17 protein-coding genes and 1 tRNA gene are annotated in these 19747 nt (G+C 42.0%); 14 read left to right on the forward strand and 4 right to left on the reverse strand.

Annotated elements, in window-relative coordinates:
* Positions 1-5 precede the first annotated feature (5 nt).
* The 3 genes from CLV31_RS15925 (at position 6) to CLV31_RS15935 (ending at position 2654) form a co-directional block, all read left to right on the forward strand.
* Entirely contained in the window at positions 6-1211 is a 1206-nt protein-coding gene (locus CLV31_RS15925; protein ID WP_111393902.1) for a BaiN/RdsA family NAD(P)/FAD-dependent oxidoreductase, read from the forward strand.
* A gap of 5 nt (positions 1212-1216) precedes the next feature.
* Positions 1217-1564: a hypothetical protein gene (locus tag CLV31_RS15930; protein ID WP_111393903.1), complete on the forward strand. Its 348-nt coding sequence runs from the start codon at positions 1217-1219 to the stop codon at positions 1562-1564.
* Positions 1565-1694: 130 nt separating this feature from the next.
* A complete protein-coding gene (locus CLV31_RS15935) occupies positions 1695-2654 on the forward strand; it encodes a YheT family hydrolase (RefSeq protein ID WP_111393904.1) in 960 nt (319 codons plus the stop codon).
* Between the two features lie 36 nt (positions 2655-2690).
* Here CLV31_RS15935 and lhgO read toward each other — a convergent pair whose 3' ends face one another.
* Positions 2691-3890 (reverse strand): L-2-hydroxyglutarate oxidase, encoded by a 1200-nt coding sequence (lhgO, locus tag CLV31_RS15940; protein WP_111393905.1) that lies wholly within the window; start codon positions 3888-3890, stop codon positions 2691-2693.
* A 167-nt stretch (positions 3891-4057) separates the two neighbouring features.
* Here lhgO and CLV31_RS15945 point away from each other — a divergent pair, with 167 nt between their 5' ends.
* The 7 genes from CLV31_RS15945 to rplT all read left to right on the forward strand — a co-directional run bounded on the left by CLV31_RS15945 (position 4058) and on the right by rplT (position 11861).
* On the forward strand, positions 4058-6535 hold the full coding sequence (locus CLV31_RS15945; protein WP_111393906.1) for a DUF5686 and carboxypeptidase-like regulatory domain-containing protein: 2478 nt from the start codon (positions 4058-4060) through the stop codon (positions 6533-6535).
* Positions 6536-6764: 229 nt separating this feature from the next.
* Positions 6765-7025, forward strand: a complete 261-nt coding sequence (locus CLV31_RS15950) for a hypothetical protein (RefSeq protein ID WP_111393907.1) — start codon at positions 6765-6767, stop codon at positions 7023-7025.
* A 257-nt stretch (positions 7026-7282) separates the two neighbouring features.
* Positions 7283-8497 carry a 6-bladed beta-propeller gene (locus tag CLV31_RS15955; protein WP_111393908.1) on the forward strand — a complete coding sequence of 405 codons (1215 nt, stop codon included), beginning with the start codon at positions 7283-7285 and terminating at the stop codon, positions 8495-8497.
* Positions 8498-8606: 109 nt separating this feature from the next.
* Positions 8607-10556: a threonine--tRNA ligase gene (thrS, locus tag CLV31_RS15960; protein WP_111393909.1), complete on the forward strand. Its 1950-nt coding sequence runs from the start codon at positions 8607-8609 to the stop codon at positions 10554-10556.
* A 57-nt stretch (positions 10557-10613) separates the two neighbouring features.
* On the forward strand, positions 10614-11195 hold the full coding sequence (infC, locus tag CLV31_RS15965) for a translation initiation factor IF-3 (RefSeq protein WP_353850340.1): 582 nt from the start codon (positions 10614-10616) through the stop codon (positions 11193-11195).
* Positions 11196-11219: 24 nt separating this feature from the next.
* The gene (gene rpmI / locus CLV31_RS15970) at positions 11220-11414 is read left to right on the forward strand and encodes a 50S ribosomal protein L35 (RefSeq protein ID WP_111393910.1); all 195 of its coding nucleotides are present in this window, start codon (positions 11220-11222) and stop codon (positions 11412-11414) included.
* A 102-nt stretch (positions 11415-11516) separates the two neighbouring features.
* Positions 11517-11861 carry a 50S ribosomal protein L20 gene (gene rplT / locus CLV31_RS15975; protein WP_077350132.1) on the forward strand — a complete coding sequence of 115 codons (345 nt, stop codon included), beginning with the start codon at positions 11517-11519 and terminating at the stop codon, positions 11859-11861.
* A 51-nt stretch (positions 11862-11912) separates the two neighbouring features.
* Here the strand turns inward: rplT and CLV31_RS15980 are convergent, their stop codons facing one another.
* The 3 genes from CLV31_RS15980 to CLV31_RS15990 form a co-directional block, all read right to left on the reverse strand.
* Positions 11913-13241, reverse strand: coding sequence for an Nramp family divalent metal transporter (locus tag CLV31_RS15980; protein ID WP_111393911.1), 1329 nt, complete (start codon positions 13239-13241; stop codon positions 11913-11915).
* A gap of 165 nt (positions 13242-13406) precedes the next feature.
* Complete coding sequence (locus CLV31_RS22300; RefSeq protein WP_111393912.1) at positions 13407-13676, reverse strand: GIY-YIG nuclease family protein; 270 nt, start codon at positions 13674-13676, stop codon at positions 13407-13409.
* 41 nt (positions 13677-13717) lie between these two features.
* Positions 13718-13791, reverse strand: a tRNA-Met gene (locus tag CLV31_RS15990).
* Between the two features lie 694 nt (positions 13792-14485).
* On the opposite strand from CLV31_RS15990, the gene CLV31_RS16000 reads away from it, so the two are divergent.
* From CLV31_RS16000 to pnp, 4 genes are all read left to right on the forward strand, one after another.
* Entirely contained in the window at positions 14486-14881 is a 396-nt protein-coding gene (locus tag CLV31_RS16000; protein ID WP_111393914.1) for an START-like domain-containing protein, read from the forward strand.
* Between the two features lie 69 nt (positions 14882-14950).
* A complete protein-coding gene (locus tag CLV31_RS16005) occupies positions 14951-16696 on the forward strand; it encodes an LptF/LptG family permease (protein WP_111393915.1) in 1746 nt (581 codons plus the stop codon).
* 484 nt (positions 16697-17180) lie between these two features.
* The gene (gene rpsO / locus CLV31_RS16010; protein WP_111393916.1) at positions 17181-17456 is read left to right on the forward strand and encodes a 30S ribosomal protein S15; all 276 of its coding nucleotides are present in this window, start codon (positions 17181-17183) and stop codon (positions 17454-17456) included.
* Between the two features lie 102 nt (positions 17457-17558).
* Positions 17559-19700 carry a polyribonucleotide nucleotidyltransferase gene (pnp, locus tag CLV31_RS16015; protein ID WP_111393917.1) on the forward strand — a complete coding sequence of 714 codons (2142 nt, stop codon included), beginning with the start codon at positions 17559-17561 and terminating at the stop codon, positions 19698-19700.
* Positions 19701-19747 lie beyond the last annotated feature (47 nt).

Here is a 19747-nt window from a genome sequence, read left to right on the forward strand (position 1 = left end):
CGTCTTTGAAAATCGCAATAATAGGTGGGGGAGCGGCAGGCTTTTTTGCCGCAATCCATGCCAGTGGTCCGGGCAATGAAGTAACGATTTTTGAAAAGTCACCCAAAATCCTTTCAAAAGTCCGAATTTCAGGTGGGGGGAGATGCAATGTCACGCATCAGCCAATGGAAATTTCCAAGTTGATAAAAAATTATCCCCGAGGAGAAAAGTTCCTTAAAAAAGCTTTCCGTCATTTTTCCATTTCGGATACTTTCAAATGGTTTGAATCCCGGGGCGTATCCTTAAAAATCGAATCAGATGGAAGGGTTTTTCCGATTACCGATGACTCCCAAACCATCATCCATGCGCTTGTAAGTGAAGCGGATAAGCTAGATGTAAAGCAGATCCGTTCTACAGGAATTAAAGATATCAAGCAACATGGAGATGGATTTGACTTGATCAGTGAAAAGGGTCATTTTTTCTTTGACAAGGTAATCGTAGCGGCAGGAGGTCATCCCAATTTGGATTCTTACGGATTTCTCAAGTCCCTGAATCATAAAATAGTAAAGCCTATTCCTTCGCTTTTTACTTTCAATGCTCCAAATGAATCAATCCGTGAACTGATGGGGATTTCGATGCCCAATGCTCAGGTAAAAATTGAAGGGACCAAACTGACCTATCAAGGACCAGTATTGATTACCCATTGGGGAATCAGTGGTCCCGCCGTTTTAAAATTGTCTGCTTTCGGTGCTCAATGGCTTTTTGATCATCAGTACCAGGCCAAAGCGCAAATCAATTGGAATGCCGAATTGGGAGAGGGTAATTACCTGAATCAAATCCTGAATTATTCCCAATCCCATCCAAATCGAAAAATATACAATCATCCACTTTTTGAAGTTCCGTCAAGATTGTGGGAGCATTTTTGCGGAAAATCCGGGATTGAAGAGGGGCAGCTCTTCGGAAATCTTCCAAAAAAGAGCCTAAACCGCTTAGTACAAAACCTTTTTTGCTATATTTTGGAAGTCAAAGGGAAGACTACCTTCAAGGAAGAGTTTGTCACCGCCGGAGGAATTTCTCTGGAGGAGGTCAACCCGGACACCATGCAAAGTATTTATCACCCCAATCTTTACTTTGCGGGAGAGGTATTAAATCTGGATGGAATCACAGGAGGCTTTAATTTTCAAGCCGCTTGGACCACAGGTTATATCGCCGGAGTTTCAGCAAAATTGTAAAGTATATGTCCAATTATTATCCTGAGTTGAATCAACGAATTCTTGATATGTCGGATGGCGATGAGGAGTTTCGTGAAGAACTCACTCAAGCGATTTACAATGGATTAGTCGAACTCAAGAAAGTCTATGCAGAAGGAACAGTTGAAAAGGACTTGGTCAAAATTCAGCAAATCCGGCATAAACTGAAGCCTACACTTTCGATGTTTGAGTTTGATTTATTGACTGAAACTTTACAGGAAGGAAAAGAACTTCTCGAAACCCAAGGGTTTGATGGAAAGTTTGCCCTGCATTTCGAAGATTTTCTGGAAAAAGTAGACCTCGCTATTCAGGAGGTCGAAAAACTTACAAAATAAAACGGAACGATACCCATCGCTCCGGTTTTTTAATACCCTGTGAGAAATGTTTCTTTGCAAAAGTAAACGATCCTTGTTGGCTTGGATTTATGCCAATATAAAGTAGAAGTGAAGCTTTCTCCTTTTTATTATGCCCATTTTAATACCTTCCTATCACAAACCACCTTTTTATCTTTTCAACGGTCATTTGGAGACCATTATCCCCAGTGTTTATCGGAAGATTGAGGGAGTAGCCTATGAAAGGGAAAAAATTGAAACGCCAGACGGTGACTTTTTGAATCTGGACTGGTCATCAATGGGAGGCAATCAGCTTTTGGTCATTTCTCATGGACTGGAAGGTGATTCAAGGCGACATTATGCTATGGGTTTGGTGAAGCTTTTTAACCAACATGGAATCGATGTACTCGTCTGGAACAACCGTACTTGCGGAGGAGAAATGAACCTCCGACCGATACTTTACCACCATGGGGCGAGTTATGACCTCGACACAGTGATTCAGCATGTACTCAAAACTCATGCATATGATGAAATTTTCCTCTCAGGAATCAGCATGGGAGGAGCTCAGACTTTGAAGTATTTGGGAGAAAAAGGAGCAGACCTGCCAAGTCAAATTACCAAAGCAGCCGTCTATTCGACTCCGTGCAATCTTCCTTCCAGTGCCGAGACGCTTAAGTGGAAGTCAAACACATTTTACAAGAATCGATTTTTGGGAAAACTCAAAATGAAAATAGCGCTCAAAGCCCAACAGTTTCCCGATTTGATAGATCTGGAATTTCTGCACAAGGTGGACAATTTTGATGATTTTGATACCTATTTCACCGCTAGGCTTCACGGCTTCAAAGATGCCAGAGATTTTTATCAAAGCGTTAGCGCAGATAACTGGATGCACCGGATTGCCATTCCAACTTTGATCATCAATGCCCTCAATGATCCGCTTTTGGGGAAAGCCTGCTATCCGGTAAAACTTGCTGAATCCAAGTCAGAAATTCTTTTGGAAATGCCCAAAAGGGGAGGACATACGGGTTTTACTCTTCAAAATCAAGAGTTTACCTGGACGGAATTGCGGTTTTTGGATTTTTTGAATTCATAAAAAAGGAGGCTTTCACCTCCTTTTACCGCTTAGCTGTCAAAATCTCTTTAAGGCCATTTCCGCTACGGTACCTCCGATCGATAAGGAGCTGGTTGCTGCCGGACTGGGCGCGTTCAATACATTGATGGCATATTGAGACTCTCTGATGGCAAAGTCATCCAGCAGTCCTCCGGTGCGGTCACAGGCCTGAGCCCTAACTCCGGCGCCACCATCCACCAGATCTGATTCCTGAATTTCGGGAATTAATTCCTGAAGTGCCTTGGTAAAGGCGGTCTTTGAAAAAGAGCGATATAGCTCCCCAAAACCGGTTTTCCAGTATTTGCCTGCAACTTTTTGAAATCCAGGCCAAGCCAAGGTTTCTGCCAATTCACCCAGATTGATCTGAGATTTTTTATAGCCCTCTCTTCGAAAAGCCAAAACCGCATTGGGACCGGCTTCCACACCTCCCTTTTTCATTCGTGTAAAATGCACCCCTAGAAAAGGGAAATTGGGATCGGGAACAGGGTAGATGAGATTTTTGACCAGGTATTCCCGTTCTTTTTTGAGTTTGTAATATTCACCTCTGAAGGGAATGATTTTCACATCATTGACACCCGCATCATTCATTCTGGCGACTTTGTCTGAATAAAGACCTGCACAGTTGATGACCAATTTTGCCTGGAATGATCCTTTTGATGTTTCAATATGGCTGATGCCGTCTTTCTGACTTATTCCCAGTGCTTTATGTTCCAAAAAAATCGCTCCGCCTTGCTGAATAATTTTGCGACCGTAAGCCAAGGCAACTTGAAAATAATCCACAATTCCTGTTTGGGGAACATGGATAGCGGCCACGCCGGTACAATACGGCTCATATTCTTTGAGTTCTTCCAAGGTGATCTTCCGGGTGCCGGTCAGCCCGTTTTGTAATCCTCTGTTTAGAAGAGTCTCCAACAGTGGTTTTTGTTCCTCCCGGGTGGCTACCACTACCTTTCCGGTGATTTCAAATGGGATTTTCTCTTCTTGGCAAAAATTTACCAATTCATGATACCCGTTGATGCAATTGGTTGCTTTCAGGGAACCGGGCTTGTAGTATAATCCTGAATGGATTACTCCTGAATTGTTTGCGGTTTGGTGCTGGGCAAGCTGTGCCTCTTTTTCTAAAATAGCGATTTTAAGATCCGGGCGGGATTTCAGGATTTTCAAACCTGTGGCCAATCCGACTATCCCTCCACCGACAATTACTGCATCGTATACCATTACTCCACTTATTTTGTCCCAAATATAGCAGAGCGAACTTCAATATTTGAGTTCAAAAACAATCCTCGGGCTTTCCCCGTATGGAGATTTTTAAAAACTAGCAAGTTGACAGAAAAAATGAAGCTAACTTGCGGTTGTTTTCATTTCAAGTGCCGACCTATCGATCAATGCTTCGATCATTTCTTTTAGGAGTAATTCTCCTTTTTTCTCTTTCCGCTCAAGCCCAGTTTATAATCAAAGGAAAAGTCACCGATGCAGAGACGGGAGACCCCATCGCCTTTGCCAATGTGTTGATCCAGGGAACCACGATCGGGATGACCACGGATTTTGAAGGAAATTATTTGATCGAAAGCAAAAGCCTGGGAGATAGCTTGAAGGTGAGTTACCTAGGTTATCTTGCTCAATCTAAACCTTTGGGAAAGCAGGAAGAGCAGACGGTCAACTTCCAGCTTTGGCCCACTTCCTTTGAGTTGGGGACTTTTGTTTTCGAAGCCGGGGAAAATCCTGCCTTCGAAATTATCCGTCGTGCTTCTTCCAAAAGGAAAGAATTTGACAAACGAAGCCTAGAGGCATACGAAACCAGAAATTACACCAAAATAGAGCTGGATGTTGACAATCTTTCAGAGGATTTCAGACAGCGCAAGTCAGTAAAAGCCGTGACGGCTGTCTTGGACAGTATCCGCCAATTGACAAATGACGAAGGAGAGAAAATCCTTCCTGTATTTTTTTCGGAGACACTGTCCACTTTTTATTTTAGAAACAGTCCTGATCTGAAAAAAGAGATCATTGAAAAAACAAAAGTGACCGGAGTGGGAATTACTGACGGCTCTACTACCTCACAGATTACGGGTTCGGTATTCCAAGAATATAATTTTTATAAAAACTGGCTCAGAATCCTCGAAAAGGACTTTGTTTCGCCCATTGCGGATGGGTGGAAGACCTATTATGATTATGACCTGATGGATTCTGTTTTGGTAGGTCAGGACAGCTGCTATCGACTCCAAGTCTATCCAAGAAGAGAGCAGGATTTAGCATTTACCGGGACGATCTGGATCAAAAAGGAGGATTACTCACTCAAGCAGGTGGACTTGACGATTCCAAAAGCAGCCAATCTGAATTTTGTGGAAAGGATCAAAATCCAGCAAGAGTTGATTGCCACTGATGCAGGTCCATTACTGCCCGCAAAGACCCGGGTTTTGGTGAAAATCGGACAAGTCACTGAAAAGACAGCAGGTCTTTTGGCCAAGTTTTATACTACCTCAGATGTGATTCGGGTAAATGAACCCATGCCGACTTCATTTTTCAATCAGGCCGTGGAGCTCAAGCCGGATTTCAATCAGTATACAGCAGACTTTTGGAGGAGCACTCGACCTGACCCCTTGACAGAAGAAGAATTGGCGGTCTTGCAGATGGTGGATACCCTGAAGAAAATCCCCATCATCCGCTTCTATTCAGAAGGGCTGAAATTCTTTGCGACTGGGTACCTCCCTGTGCGTAAAGTGGATTTGGGACCATGGACTGAGTTTGGGAACTATAACAATGTAGAAGGTCTTCGACTCGGGTTTGGCTTGCGGTCAAATTTCAAATTTTCCAATAAATGGCTTTTGGAAGGCTATGGCGCCTATGGATTGGTCGATCAGCGGTGGAAATACAAAGCTGCATTAACCCGGATTTTGGATCGGACCCGCTGGACTACCCTTCAGCTCAGAACTTCCCGAGAGCTCGATCAGGTGGGATTGGAAATGGAAAACTTGGAAGGAAACAGTGTGTTCTTGGCTGCCAGCCGTTTTGGGACCTTGCGTCGGCCTTTTGTCTCTACCAATCACCGCTTGACTTTTCAACGGGAGTTTTTCAAAGGGTTTTTGTTGACCACCGGATTTAATCTGGCTGAATTTGATCCACTGTTTAATTTCTATTACCTCGAAAAGGACACAAGGGAATTCAAAAACCGCTTTGAAACCACTGAATTTCGGGCAGGAATCCGCTACGGTCGGGATGAAGTCATCATCATCAATGACAACGTAAGGGCTTCCCTTGGCTCCAATCGCTGGCCCATCGTGGAGTTGAACTATGCCCAGGGGATGGATTTTCTGGGTGGAGATATCCGCTACACCAAGTTGAACTTTTACCTCTACCAACGACTGACCATGGGGATTTTTGGAGTAGGTCGCTATGAGTTGGATGCGGGCAAAATCTGGGGAGAAGTGCCTTATCCTGTGTTGAAAAACCATTTGGGAAATGAGACCTTTTTCTATACCACGGCAGCTTTCAATACCATGAATTTCAATGAATTTGCTTCAGATCAGTTTATCAGTTTACGGTATAGACAATCTTTTGAGGGCTTTCTTTTGAATTCCCTTCCCTTGATCAAAAAGCTGAAATGGAGAATGGTCGGAAGTGCCAATGTACTGATGGGGTCCGTGCGTGATGAAAATGTAGCCAATGTACCCGTATTTGATCCTTTGGGTGTTCCTTTACGGTCATTTGGAAGACTGGACCCTAGCAAACCCTATGTGGAACTTGGGTATGGAATAGAGAATATTTTCAAGTTTTTCCGGGTGGATTTCTTCCATCGGATGACCTACATGGATCAACCTGAGGCCAAACCTTTCCATGTAAAAGTCAGTGCGCAGATTATTTTGTAAAAATCATTTGAAAAGTTCGGTATTGGCCTATTTATCTTCATTTTTTCCAGCTATTTCTCTGTTTTTGCTCAATCCGAACCTGAAACATTCACAGCAAAACATGCGGTTTATCTAGATCTTGGTGGTAACGCTGGTCAGTATGCCTTCACCTAGGGAAGGCTTATTCATCAGAATGGTGCCATCAAAGGGATGGGTAGTATTGGTTTTTCACTTTGGGCAGACCGTGTTAATGGCTCGACGGTTCTTAAATCCTGCGATTCTTATAGAAGTTTCTGGACTTTTAGGAAGAGGCAAGCATCACTTTAAATTAGGTATAGGCGGAACCCCTCATATTGCTACAAGCTTAAATTTTAATGCTGAAACCTCAGAATTAGAAGATAAGTTGGTGTTTAGTTCTCTAATTCCATTAAGAATCGGTTATAGATACCAAAAACCCGAAGGTGGATTTTTTTTTAGAGTTGGCTATACCCCATTTTCAAAGTTCCTGTAGGAGGGAGAGAGGATTGGATTTTTACGCCAAATTTTGCAGGATTGAGTTTTGGAAAGAGTTTTTAGAGTTAGCTGATTGGATTTTGTTCTGCCTAACTGGGATTTGAGAAATGAGTAAAAATATCTTGAAGTTTTTCTGAATGGTCTTTTTCTATTGAGGGACCTGCTTTGATATGCCGGGTGGGAAGCGTTTTCGTGTGAAGGTATTTGTGTAAATTATTTTTTAGGTTATTTATGAATTTTTCCTAGATTAGGAATATGATAAGAAGGAACCTAAGAGTTGGAATCTATTTTTTATTCACACTTACTTTCTGCACTTCAGATCCTAAGGGGGTATCTAAACATACTCAGGATGTAGAGAAAATAGAAATTGACCTTTCCAAAGCGAGAGAGGGGAAGCTATCTGAATTTTTCGAGCCGGAAGTCGAATACATCTGGCTTAAGGATGATTCAGCCGATGCACAATTGAATGCAGGCTTGCAAAAGATTTTTTTTCATGAGGATAAAATTATTACGTTGGACATTTTTGGTTGCAGATGTATCCAAATTTTTGATCGATCCGGAAACCTTCTGTCGAAAATCCGAGCCTATGGAGAGGGACCTGAAAAGTACCTTGACTTTGATGACGCGATTATAGTCGAGGATGAGCTCTTATTGTTGGGCGTTTATCCTCCGAAATTGATGTGGTTTTCCTTGGATGGAAAATTTCTTCGAGAGGAAAAACTGGAAAAACGCGTAAGTTCTGGCATTTACTCTGAGAAGACGGAGCGATACTATTTCTATTCCAATACCCGTGAACCAGGTGATTTTTTTGTGAGGAGTGTGAATGAAAGTTTTAAGGATTCCACTGCGTTTTTCCCGTTTCAGGAGGAAGGGTACTTTGGGAATTATCCAAGCAGATATAATTTCCTTAAACTGGAAGGGGATATTTTCTTGGGAATGGCATTTCAGGATACGATTTGGCAGGTGAAAGGGGGAAAGTTTGTACCCAAACTGTTTTTTGATTTCGGAAAGTATGCCCAAAGTATGGGAGAAATGAAAAGGCTCAGTGATTTGGACCCTATTCAGGAACTTGATTTTATCAACAAAAAAGCTAAGCTCTATTTCATCCCACACCAATGGTATTTGACCGAGACATTTTTTTATTCCGGATTCAAATACGAAGAAAGTTTTTTCAATGTGTTTTATGACAGAAAAAGCAAAGAATCTCATGTAATTAAAGGCCGTTTACAAAATGATCTGGATGGAGGTTTCGATCCTTATTCTATCCTTTATCAGTTTGAAGAAGGAATTGTCGGTTTTAATGTTCCAGGCAGAGACCTTTTCAAAGTGCTTCAAAAAAAGGAATCAGAGCTCGGTCAGGAGACTTTTGAATCCTATCGAAAAAGCCTGGGAAGGGATTGGGTCCAAGTGGCGGAAGATGCAAGGGAATCGGAAAACCCGGTTTTGGTCATTTATTCTGTAAAGAAATAGAGATTCCTTCCTACATTCCTTTCCCCTAAATTTTTCCTTTGAAGGATGGTTATGCATATTTGCAGCTTAAACCACCTGCCTGTTTGTATGGGCAGAAAACGAAAATTACATGTCACAACTTATCAAAATCACCCTTCCCGATGGCTCGGTAAGGGAGTATGAAAAAGGAACTACCGGACTACAGATTGCTGCCAGTATCAGCGAGGGTTTGGCCCGGAATGTTCTAGCCGCCAAAGTCAACAGTCAGGTTTGGGATGCTACCCGAGCCATTGAACAGGATTCCACCCTTCAGTTGCTCACCTGGAATGACCTGGAAGGGAAAAACACGTTCTGGCATTCTTCTGCCCACTTGATGGCCGAAGCCTTGGAAGCTCTTTATCCTGGCATCAAATTCGGAATCGGTCCGCCCATCGAAACAGGATTCTATTACGATGTGGACTTTGGGGACCACAAACTGGAAGGAGAGGAGCTAGAGAAGATTGAGGCCAAAATGATCGAACTGGCCAAGCAAAAAAGTGAGTTCATCCGCAAAGAGGTATCCAAACAGGATGCCATCGCCTATTTCCAAGAAAAGGGCGATGAATACAAATTAGATCTTTTGGAAGGGCTGGAAGACGGTACGATTACCTTTTATGAGCAAGGAAACTTCACTGATCTTTGCCGTGGACCACATATCCCGAATACAGGTTTTGTTAAGGCCGTCAAGCTGACCAATATCGCAGGAGCATACTGGAGAGGAGACGAGAAGCGTAAGATGCTTACCCGTATTTACGGAGTTACTTTTCCAAAGGCTCAAGAATTGAAAGATTACTTGACCCTGTTGGAGGAAGCCAAAAAGCGAGATCACCGAAAGATCGGTCGGGAATTGGAACTTTTCACCTTCTCAGAAAAAGTAGGCATGGGACTTCCCCTTTGGCTTCCCAAGGGTACTTTACTGAGAGAGCGATTGGTGGCTTTTATGAAAAGAGCACAGGATAAGTCTGGCTATCAGCAGGTAACTACGCCTCATATCGGGCATAAAGTGCTGTACGAGACTTCCGGTCACTATGAGAAATATGGCAAGGATTCCTTCCAGCCAATCATGACTCCAAATGAAGGGGAGGCTTTTCTATTGAAGCCGATGAACTGCCCTCATCACTGCGAGATCTATAAGCACAAGCCAAGATCGTACAAAGATCTTCCGATCCGCTATGCTGAGTTTGGAACGGTCTATCGCTACGAGCAGAGCGGAGAATTGCACGGATTGACCCGGGTTCGAGGGTTTACTCAGGATGATGCACATATTTTCTGCCGTCCCGATCAGGTGAAAGAGGAGTTTATCAAAGTGATTGACTTGGTGCTCTATGTATTCAAGGCCCTAGGATTTCAGGATTATACCGCTCAGATTTCGTTGAGAGATCCGGAGAAGCGGGAGAAATACATCGGAACTGACGAGGCTTGGGAAAAGGCAGAATCTGCCATCATCGAAGCAGCTGCTGAAAAAGGCCTTGAGACTGTTACTGAATTAGGCGAAGCCGCATTTTATGGCCCCAAATTGGACTTTATGGTGAAGGACGCTTTGGGAAGAAAGTGGCAGTTGGGCACGATCCAGGTGGATTATCAGCTCCCAGACCGCTTCCAACTGGAGTATATCGGTTCGGACAATCAAAAACACCGCCCGGTAATGATTCACCGCGCACCTTTTGGTTCATTAGAGCGATTTGTAGCAGTGTTGATTGAGCATTGTGCCGGAGATTTCCCACTTTGGCTGGCTCCTGAGCAAATCAATATTCTTCCGATCTCTGAAAAATACATCAGTTATGCCGAAGAGCTGAAAGGTATTTTGGAAGATGCGGGAATTACCGGAAATATTGACAACAGAGATGAGAAGATCGGTAGAAAGATCAGGGACTCTGAAGTGAAAAAGGTTCCTTTCATGCTCATAGTAGGCGAAAAGGAGCAGGAGGAAAGGAAAGTCGCTGTCCGTAAACATGGTCAGGGGGACTTAGGGAGCCTTTCACTAGAGGAATTTATTGAGTATTTTCAAGGGATTATTTCTCAATCATTAAGCAAGGAGTAAAAGTTTAGAATTTTATTCCGTTTTTTGAATTGGAAATAATTCCGATATTTGCAGGCAATTTCATTTAAAACAACCATAGCTAACTTGAATCAAAGACCACAGCAGCCAAGAGGAAGACAAGAAGAACCCTATCGAATCAATCATAAGATTAGAGTACGTGAAGTAAGGGTAGTAGGTGATTTTGTAGAAGGGGGCAATGCCGTACTTCCAACAGAAAAAGCCATCAAACTAGCTCAAGACAATGAGTTAGACCTTGTTGAGATTTCCCCTAATGCCGAACCTCCTGTTTGTAAAATCATCGACTATGCGAAGTTTAAGTATGAGCAGAAGAAAAAGCAGAAGGAAATCAAGGCGAATGCCGCAAAAGTTGTTTTAAAAGAAATTCGTTTCGGACCTAACACGGATGACCACGATTTCAACTTCAAGTTGAAACATGCCATCAACTTTCTTAAAGAAGGTGCAAAAGTTAAAGCATATGTTCATTTTGTCGGACGAACGATCGTCTTCAAAGAACGGGGTGAAATGTTGCTTTTGAAATTTGCACAAGCTTTGGAAGATGTAGGTATGGTGGAGCAGATGCCGAAGTTGGAAGGAAAGCGGATGAATATTTTCATCGCTCCGAAGCCTCATAAGAAATAATTTCAACCAACTAAATACAGCAAAATGCCAAAAGTAAAAACCAAATCCAGTGCAAAGAAGCGGTTTACCCTCACAGGTACCGGTAAAATCAAAAGGAAACACGCTTTCAAAAGCCACATCCTGACGAAAAAATCTACCAAGCGAAAGCATAACCTTACCAAAACCGGTTTGGTACATGTTTCCGATGAAGGTAGAGTTAGAGATATGTTGAGAATCTGATTTTCAGCTTAGTTCTTTAAAAATTAAGGTTTATTTATTCACCAGATGCTTTGGTAAAAAAGATCCCTAAATGGGACACCAAGTGTCAAAAAACAAAAAATTATGCCTAGATCCGTAAACGCGGTAGCGTCAAGAGCAAGAAGAAAAAAAGTGCTAAAGGCCACAAGAGGATACTTCGGAAGAGGTAAAAACGTGTGGACTGTAGCCAAAAACAAGTACGAGAAAGGTCTTCAGTACGCTTACAGAGACCGTAAAGCAAAGAAAAGAGAATTCAGAGCTTTGTGGATTCAGCGTATCAACGCCGGTGCGAGAGAGCACGGTGTTTCCTATTCTCAATTGATGGGATTGTTAAAGAAAGCAGAAATCGAACTGAACAGAAAGGTTTTGGCTGACTTGGCAATGAATCACCCAGAGGCATTCAAAGCTGTAGTTGAAAGAGTAAAATAAGGTCGGCACTACCTTGTTTTATGGAAGCCTTCCCAAGCGGGAAGGCTTTTTTTATATTATTGCCTGTATGATTCCATAAATCGAAACACCCAGAATGGAAGCCACGCTCAGCCAGAAAAACAGCTGGGACAAAAGGCTGTTTCCAAATCCCAAAGCGGTATTTTTTCTTCTGAAATTGATTCCAATGTAGACCGTTATCAAGAGTAGTACGGAACCGATTAAACCCCCGATGAGGACTAATGCTCCAGGCTGTTGGACCATCCAAAAAACCACCATCCAAGCCAAAGGAAATCCAAAGGCCAATACCCGAACAAAAAGATTTGAATTCCCCTCTTTTATCCACCTGAGATGAATCAGAATATCCGGAAAAAGCCTAGTCCAGTAAGCTAACGTGGCAAAAACACTGGAATACAACGCAAAGAATCCACCAATAAGATAAATGAACTTGGCTCCGTCTCCCAGAGACTCAGTATAAATACCCGATAAGGAAACAATCAAATCAGTCCCTTCTGGAAGGCTTTCTTTTCCATATAGAATTGAAGCGCCCAATAGATAAAATGCAGCTGTAACCAAGGTGTAAATCATCATTGCTACTAAGGCATCCAACTTCATGATAGAAATCCAGCCTTGGGCTCTGATAATCCATTCTGCGCTGCCATCATTAGGTCCTGCATATCGGGCATATCCTTTTTCTTTGCACCAATAGGCATATGCGATGATCTCATCACTCGCCACACCAGTGATTCCAAAAGCACCTATGGCAACAAATAGTAACTCTTGAGGAAGTTGAAATTTCAAACCAGAGGATACTTCCTCCCAAGTAATTGCATATGGAGTGAAAAATACAGCGATAAAGGAAATTATTGTAAAAATTGTAAATCCAAAAACCATGAATGATGCGGTTTTTTCGATCAATGGATAATAGTTTTTGACAAAAAAGAAAGGCAGAATTAAACCTAAAATCGCAAGAGATAGCCCAATGGGTAAAACTGGGAAAATCAAAGAAAGCGCTAGGGCCGCTCCTCCAATCATCCCCCCGAGTTGAAGAATCTTAAATAGGGTCAGTATACCAATTGCCCAAATCGACCAGTGCCCAGATGGAGCATGTGACCATGAATTCAAGTCCCCCATTAGACTCCGCTCTGAAAGAATGGCATTTTTACCGAATTCCACCTGAATCGCGACTTTGATCAGGCAGCTCACCAAAATTACCCATAAGGCAATGAAGCCGCCTTTTGCACCCAGTAGAGTGGTAGCGATCAACTCTCCCGAACCAACAATCGATGCAGAAAGAATGAGTCCTGGGCCCAGAAATCTCAATCGTGCCAGAAAATTTTCAGGAGGGTAGAGATAAGATTCGGGTTGGCTTGGTAATGTCATTTAGAAAAATAGCAAGAAGAGACACTTTTAAAAAATTGATAGAGAATCAAAAAGAAAAAGGCTTCCATTTCTGGAAGCCTTGTAGTCCCGAAAATTTTCGGGAGGAGTTGAACCCGTGTCCGCCGCGCCTGTGCGCCGTGGCGTAGCGGATATGAATCCTGCGAACTAACCAACTGAGTTAAATTTTGGAAGAATGGTCCTTTTTACCCAATCCCGCCCTGTTCCTGTTTTTAATTCTTTCTCCCGTAGCATGGCTTCTATTATTGACTCAAAAAATTCAACATGAGCAACTATCCAAGGTCTGTACCTAATCGTGAATCCTTTAGTAGATTTGAAGTTATGGAAATGGAATCTAGTGATCAGGTCAGAGGTCATTCCGGTGTAGGTCTTTCCAGAACTAGGAGAAAAAAGAATGTAAACGACAAACGAATCCATAGGCTGAAAAAGAAAAAGGCTTCCGATTAAGGAAGCCTTTGTAGCGAGGACGGGAGTTGAACCCGTGACCTCAGGGTTATGAATCCTGCGCTCTAACCAACTGAGCTACCTCGCCATAAATTTCATTACTTCAAATTGGACCGAGAGTTGAACCTGTGTCCGCCGAGGCGGATATGAATCCTACTCCCGATAACAATCGGGATACCTCGCCATAAATTTCATTACTTCAAATTGGACCGAGAGTTGAACCTGTGTCCGCCGAGGCGGATATGAATCCTGCTCCCGATAACTGTCGGGATACCTCGCCATAAATTTCATTACTTCAAATTGGACCGAGAGTTGAACCTGTGTCCGCCGAGGCGGATATGAATCCTGCTCCCGATAACTGTCGGGATACCTCGCCATAAATTTCATTACTTCAAATTGGACCGAGAGTTGAACCTGTGTCCGCCGAGGCGGATATGAATCCTGCTCCCGATAACTATCGGGATACCTCGCCATAAATTTCATTATTTCAAATTGGACCGAGAGTTGAACCCGTGTCCGCCGAGGCGGATATGAATCCTACTCCCGATAACAATCGGGATACCTCGCCAAATTATTTTAAATAAATCCGCTGACATGTGGGTTTTTGAAATTATTGGTTAACTTAAACCACCATCAAATCTCAAAATAAGTCGGATTTCCTTGTGAAATTTTACGACTTTTGCCCTTTCCGAAAGGGAATGCAAATATGAGGTCTTGCACTCTGAAATGCAAGTTCGGTTCAAACAAAAAGTGTGAAATTTTCACCCCCAAAATGTCCAGTCATGGTTAAAAGTAAATTTGTCGCTGATTATCAAATAAATGCTTCCAAGAAGATTGTTTTTCATTATTTAAGTACGGCTAGTGGATTAGAGGAGTGGTTTGCAGATGAGGTACGGATCGATGAGGATAAGAATTACATCTTTAATTTTGACAATGAAGACCACTATGCCAAGCTTGTCGCTCTAAGATCAAATGCACATGTGAAATTTGATTTTTTTGATCCAAAAAACCCGGATAGTTCTGATCATTCTTATATCGAATTCAAACTGGAGGAAAATGAACTTACCCAATCCTTATTTTTGAAAATTATCGATTATTCAAATGACTACCAGGAAGATGAATTGGAAGCGATCTGGGAAGGTATGGTCGGTAAGCTAAAGGAAATTATCGGTGGGTAAATTACCTACACGGCCAAATTAAACTCGTCACCTAGAAATTCGTTTTCTTTGTCGGGGAAGATTGCTCTAATGAAAAAACTGGATAAGCTTATTCTTGGCTCTTTTATAGGGCCTTTTATTTTAACCTTTCTCGTGGTTGACTTTATCTTATTGATTGTCAACATGCTCAAATACTTTGATGAGATCTTTGGTAAAGGGCTTGGGTTTTGGATTTATTTAGAACTGATCGGGTATTTCGTCATTAGTATTTCACCCATGGCTTTGCCACTTGCTGTGTTGCTTTCCAGTTTGATGACTTTTGGAAACTTGGGAGAACATTTTGAATTGACAGCAATCAAAAGCAGTGGAATTTCCCTGACCAGGGCATTGAGACCTATTGGAATTTTTGCAGTTGGACTGACCATTTTGGCTTATTTATCCAACAACTATCTTGTTCCCAAAGTAAATCTAAAGACCTTCAGTTTACTCTATGATATTAGGATGAAATCCCCTTCATTGGATATCAAAGAGGGTGTTTTTTATGCAGGTATTCCAAATTACAGTATCAAAGTCAATCGAAAACTAGACGACGTTCGGCTTCAGGATATTATCATTTATAATCATGCCGATGGACAGGGAAACTTGAGTGTGACCTTGGCGGATTCAGGCCGGATGGAGACTTTTTATAATGATACCTATATGAAACTGACTCTTTACAATGGGCATAATTATAAAGAGTCAAGGTCTACCAGAGGTATAAGCGAACCTCCTGTGGAGTTTTCAAGAACTAAATTCCTTGAAAATGTAATGGTGTTTGACTTGGCTGCTTTCAAATTGAGCAGGACTCCGGAAGACCAATGGTCTACCAATAGAGCAATTAAAAACATCAAAGAAATAAGGCATGGGTTGGATTCCATAAATTATATGGTCAATGATCTGAAATATCAAAACTATACCACTGCCACCAGCATTTATCCTTTTTTCACCAGGAACAGAAAATTGCTTCCTTCCGAGGAGATTACGGTTCAAAAAGCCAAGTATGATACCTTGAGGAAGATCAAAATTGAGAAGGAGCGTTCCCTGAATGACTCTATCCAATTAGCAAGATCTTCCCTCAACGGGCAAAGAATATCACCGGATTCAACGCAGATTCAGGAGACTTCGATTTCTTTGGAAACAGTTGCGGAGACACCTAAATCTGATTCTATTTTTTTGAAAAAATTAAGCGCCAGGAGAGAAGTAATAAATGATTCATCTGCTAGTCCGTCGGAAATCATAACGACAGTAGATACATCTGGAATTGCGCCTCCAAAAATCAAAACGGTCAGAACAGATCGGCTCACAGAAGAGGAAAAGCAGGTTTTGGACTCTCTATTATACAAGCGTGGCTATATCACCAATGCGATTACCATGGCCCTCAACAATTCCAGAAACCTGAAGAATTCCTTCAACATCAAAATGAGTCAGGTAGATGGACACATGAGAGAATACAGGAGGTACGAGATCGCTTGGTATCAAAAGTACAGCCAAGCCATTGCCTGTTTTTTGATGTTTTTGATCGGTGCACCATTGGGGTCGATCATCAAAAAAGGAGGATTGGGGATGCCTGTTTTGATTTCCATTATCTTTTTTATTCTTTTTTATATGCTGACCATTACAGGGGAGAAGTGGGCAAAAGAAGGGGTGACAGATTCCTTCTTTGGGACGATTTTTTCCAACTTATGCCTACTTCCTTTCGGATTGTTTTTTTTACGGCAAGCCAGAAAGGATGCCAGATTGTTTGAGGCTGATTTTTACTCATCCATTTTGGAGAAAATTATGGGCAAAAAAAAGTGAGGCGTTCATAACATTCATCCCTAAAGATATCTTGATTTTAAATTCCAGAGATTTTCTCGGGTGGAGTTAACCGATGGAAAGGATTACGGGCCTCCTAGAATGGGCCTTTACCTAATAAAGGACCGGTGTCGGGTACAAAGACAGCATCTTCCAAATTTATCATCGGATCAATAGTTGCAATAAGTGTTAATTCAGGATGGACTTGGTGCCAGTTTGGTTCAAAAACAGAATCCTTAAAAATTGAAGAAATATCTAATCAGGCCAATCAGAAATTCCAGATGAGCCTATATGATCAAAAGGACTAAGCCAATATTTTACTTGAGCGAAAAGTCGATAGTAACAAGGATACTTTTGGAAGTATACGAAATGGATCAAATTGCTTAAGTAAATCTATTTTGACTTCAGCTTCATTTTGAGGTCGGTATTTTATATTTGAATATAAAACCATACCTTTGTAGCTGTTTTAATTAAAATTTAGCTAAACATGTATTTAACATCAGAGAAAAAACAAGAGTTGTTTAAAAATCATGGACGGTTAAAATCTGCTACTGATACAGGATCTCCTGAATCACAGATTGCCCTCTTTACACACAGAATCCAACATTTGACTCAGCACCTGAAGTCAAATAAGAAAGATCACTCCTCCAGATTGGGGTTGATGAAACTGGTAGGTAAAAGAAGAAGTCTACTAGACTACCTCCATAAAAGAGAAATCGAGCGCTACAGAGCAATCATTGCCGAGCTCGGAATCAGAAAATAATCCTTTCAGTAAGGTTCTCTTGGTTGAGAACCTTACTTTTTTCTTTTTAACCGATGAACCAGACTTTTTATCAATAAGACGCTTTAATTCTAACACGTATTTATGTTACCAAATTTGATCACCAAATCCATCACCCTACAGGATGGTAGAGAAATTATCATTGAGACCGGAGCTTTAGCCAAACAGGCAGACGGTTCAGTAGTTGTGCGAATGGGAAAAGCAATGCTGTTGGCTACAGTAGTTGCCAAAAAAGACGCCTTGGAAGGTGTGGACTTTTTACCTTTATCAGTAGATTATCAGGAAAAATTTGCCGCTTCAGGTAAGATTCCCGGTGGATTTTTGAAAAGAGAAGGTAAACTTTCTGACTACGAAGTGTTGATTAGCCGGATCGTAGACCGGGCGATCAGACCGATTTTTCCTGATGATTACCATGCCGATACCCAAGTGGCCATCACGTTGATGTCCTATGATGAGGAGGTATTGCCAGATGCACTTGCAGGTCTTGCGGCATCGGCTGCCTTGGCTGTTTCTGATATCCCGTTCAACGGCCCAATCTCAGAAGTGAGAGTAGCTAAAATTGACGGGCAGCTTGTGATTAACCCCACTCCAGCGGCTCTTTCCAAGGCTTCTCTTGAGTTTATCGTAGCAGGATCACTCGAGTATATCTTGATGGTAGAGGGTGAAGCTTCAGAAATCCAGGAAGATGAAATGGTAGAAGCGCTTCAGTTTGCGCATGAGGAAATCAAGCGTCACTGTCAAGCTCAAATCGAACTTACCAAATTGGTAGGTAAAGAGCAGAAAAGAGAATACTGCCATGAAAAATCCGATCCGGCTCTTTACGATAAAATGAGAGCCGAGCTTTATGATCGACTTTTTGAAGCCGTAAGCCGTCAGATTGCCAATAAATCAGAGAGATCAGCTCTTGTCAAAGAAATTAAAGATTCTTTTGTAGCAAGTCTTGGAGAAGAACATGGATTTGAGACAAGTTTGATTGGTCCTTATTTCCATAAAATTCATAAAGAGGCCGCTAGAAATCTTACTCTAGAGACCAAAAAGAGATTGGATGGAAGAAATCTGGATGAAATAAGACCTATCTGGTCTGTGGTGGATTATTTACCTTCCGCACATGGTTCTGCTGTCTTTACAAGAGGTGAAACACAGTCCGTGACTACCTGTACCTTGGGTACCAAGATGGACGAGCAAATGATAGACGGTGCCGTGATTTCTGGTTACAATAAGTTCTATCTGCACTACAATTTCCCCGGATTCTCCACAGGGGAGGTAAAGCCAAACCGTGGACCTGGAAGAAGAGAAGTAGGTCATGGTAACTTGGCCATGAGAGCATTAAAGAAGGTTTTGCCTCCTGAAATTGAAAATCCATACACCATCCGTATTGTTTCCGACATTTTGGAATCTAACGGATCATCTTCAATGGCGACAGTATGTGCCGGTTCTTTGGCTTTGATGGATGCAGGTGTACAGATCAAAGCTCCTGTGACCGGTATTGCCATGGGTATGATTTCTGATTCCAAGACTGGTAAATATGCCATTCTTTCAGATATCCTTGGGGATGAAGATCACTTAGGCGATATGGACTTTAAAGTAACGGGAACTGAAAAAGGTATCACTGCCTGCCAAATGGATCTTAAAGTAGAGGGACTTGATTACTCTGTTTTGAAAGAAGCACTTTACCAGGCCAAAGAAGGCAGGCTTCATATTCTTAGAGAAATCACCAAAACCCTTGCTGCTCCTAAGCCAGACCTTAAGCCTCATACTCCTAGATCATTCATGATGTGGATTCCTAAGGAATTGATTGGAGCAGTGATTGGCCCGGGAGGGAAGGTGATTCAGGAAATCCAAAAAGATACCTCCACTACCATTGTGATCGAAGAGGTTGACAATCAAGGTAAGATCAATGTGTTTTCTGCAAACCAAACCAATATGGATGCAGCCATTCGTCGTATCAAAGCTATCGTGGCTCAACCTGAAATAGGAGAGGTGTATACAGGAAAAGTAAAAAATATTCAACCATTTGGTGCTTTCGTGGAATTTATGCCCGGTAAGGATGGTTTACTCCATATATCCGAGATTAAGTGGGAGCGTCTGGAAAGCATGGACGGTGTTCTTGAACCGGGAGAAGAAATTATGGTTAAATTGATTGATGTCGACAAAAAAACCGGCAAATTCAAGTTGTCCAGAAAAATCCTTCTGCCAAAGCCTGAAAAACCCGAGGTAAAAAGCTAAGCTTGATTGATCGATTGACTAACTTATTGAATAAAACATCCATTTCT

The sequence above is a fragment of the Algoriphagus aquaeductus genome (genome assembly GCF_003253485.1).
GTDB lineage: Bacteria > Bacteroidota > Bacteroidia > Cytophagales > Cyclobacteriaceae > Algoriphagus > Algoriphagus aquaeductus.

What these genes read in the sequence shown, in the direction of transcription:
- CLV31_RS15930 (WP_111393903.1), top strand. Translation starts at nt 1,217, where the DNA reads ATGTCCAATTATTATCCTGAGTTGAATCAACGAATTCTTGATATGTCG.
- CLV31_RS15935 (WP_111393904.1), top strand. Translation starts at nt 1,695, where the DNA reads ATGCCCATTTTAATACCTTCCTATCACAAACCACCTTTTTATCTTTTC.
- lhgO (WP_111393905.1), bottom strand. Translation starts at nt 3,890, where the DNA reads ATGGTATACGATGCAGTAATTGTCGGTGGAGGGATAGTCGGATTGGCC.
- CLV31_RS15945 (WP_111393906.1), top strand. Translation starts at nt 4,058, where the DNA reads ATGCTTCGATCATTTCTTTTAGGAGTAATTCTCCTTTTTTCTCTTTCC.
- CLV31_RS15950 (WP_111393907.1), top strand. Translation starts at nt 6,765, where the DNA reads ATGGCTCGACGGTTCTTAAATCCTGCGATTCTTATAGAAGTTTCTGGA.
- CLV31_RS15955 (WP_111393908.1), top strand. Translation starts at nt 7,283, where the DNA reads ATGATAAGAAGGAACCTAAGAGTTGGAATCTATTTTTTATTCACACTT.
- thrS (WP_111393909.1), top strand. Translation starts at nt 8,607, where the DNA reads ATGTCACAACTTATCAAAATCACCCTTCCCGATGGCTCGGTAAGGGAG.
- rpmI (WP_111393910.1), top strand. Translation starts at nt 11,220, where the DNA reads ATGCCAAAAGTAAAAACCAAATCCAGTGCAAAGAAGCGGTTTACCCTC.
- rplT (WP_077350132.1), top strand. Translation starts at nt 11,517, where the DNA reads ATGCCTAGATCCGTAAACGCGGTAGCGTCAAGAGCAAGAAGAAAAAAA.
- CLV31_RS15980 (WP_111393911.1), bottom strand. Translation starts at nt 13,241, where the DNA reads ATGACATTACCAAGCCAACCCGAATCTTATCTCTACCCTCCTGAAAAT.
- CLV31_RS22300 (WP_111393912.1), bottom strand. Translation starts at nt 13,676, where the DNA reads ATGGATTCGTTTGTCGTTTACATTCTTTTTTCTCCTAGTTCTGGAAAG.
- CLV31_RS16000 (WP_111393914.1), top strand. Translation starts at nt 14,486, where the DNA reads ATGGTTAAAAGTAAATTTGTCGCTGATTATCAAATAAATGCTTCCAAG.
- CLV31_RS16005 (WP_111393915.1), top strand. Translation starts at nt 14,951, where the DNA reads ATGAAAAAACTGGATAAGCTTATTCTTGGCTCTTTTATAGGGCCTTTT.
- rpsO (WP_111393916.1), top strand. Translation starts at nt 17,181, where the DNA reads ATGTATTTAACATCAGAGAAAAAACAAGAGTTGTTTAAAAATCATGGA.
- pnp (WP_111393917.1), top strand. Translation starts at nt 17,559, where the DNA reads ATGTTACCAAATTTGATCACCAAATCCATCACCCTACAGGATGGTAGA.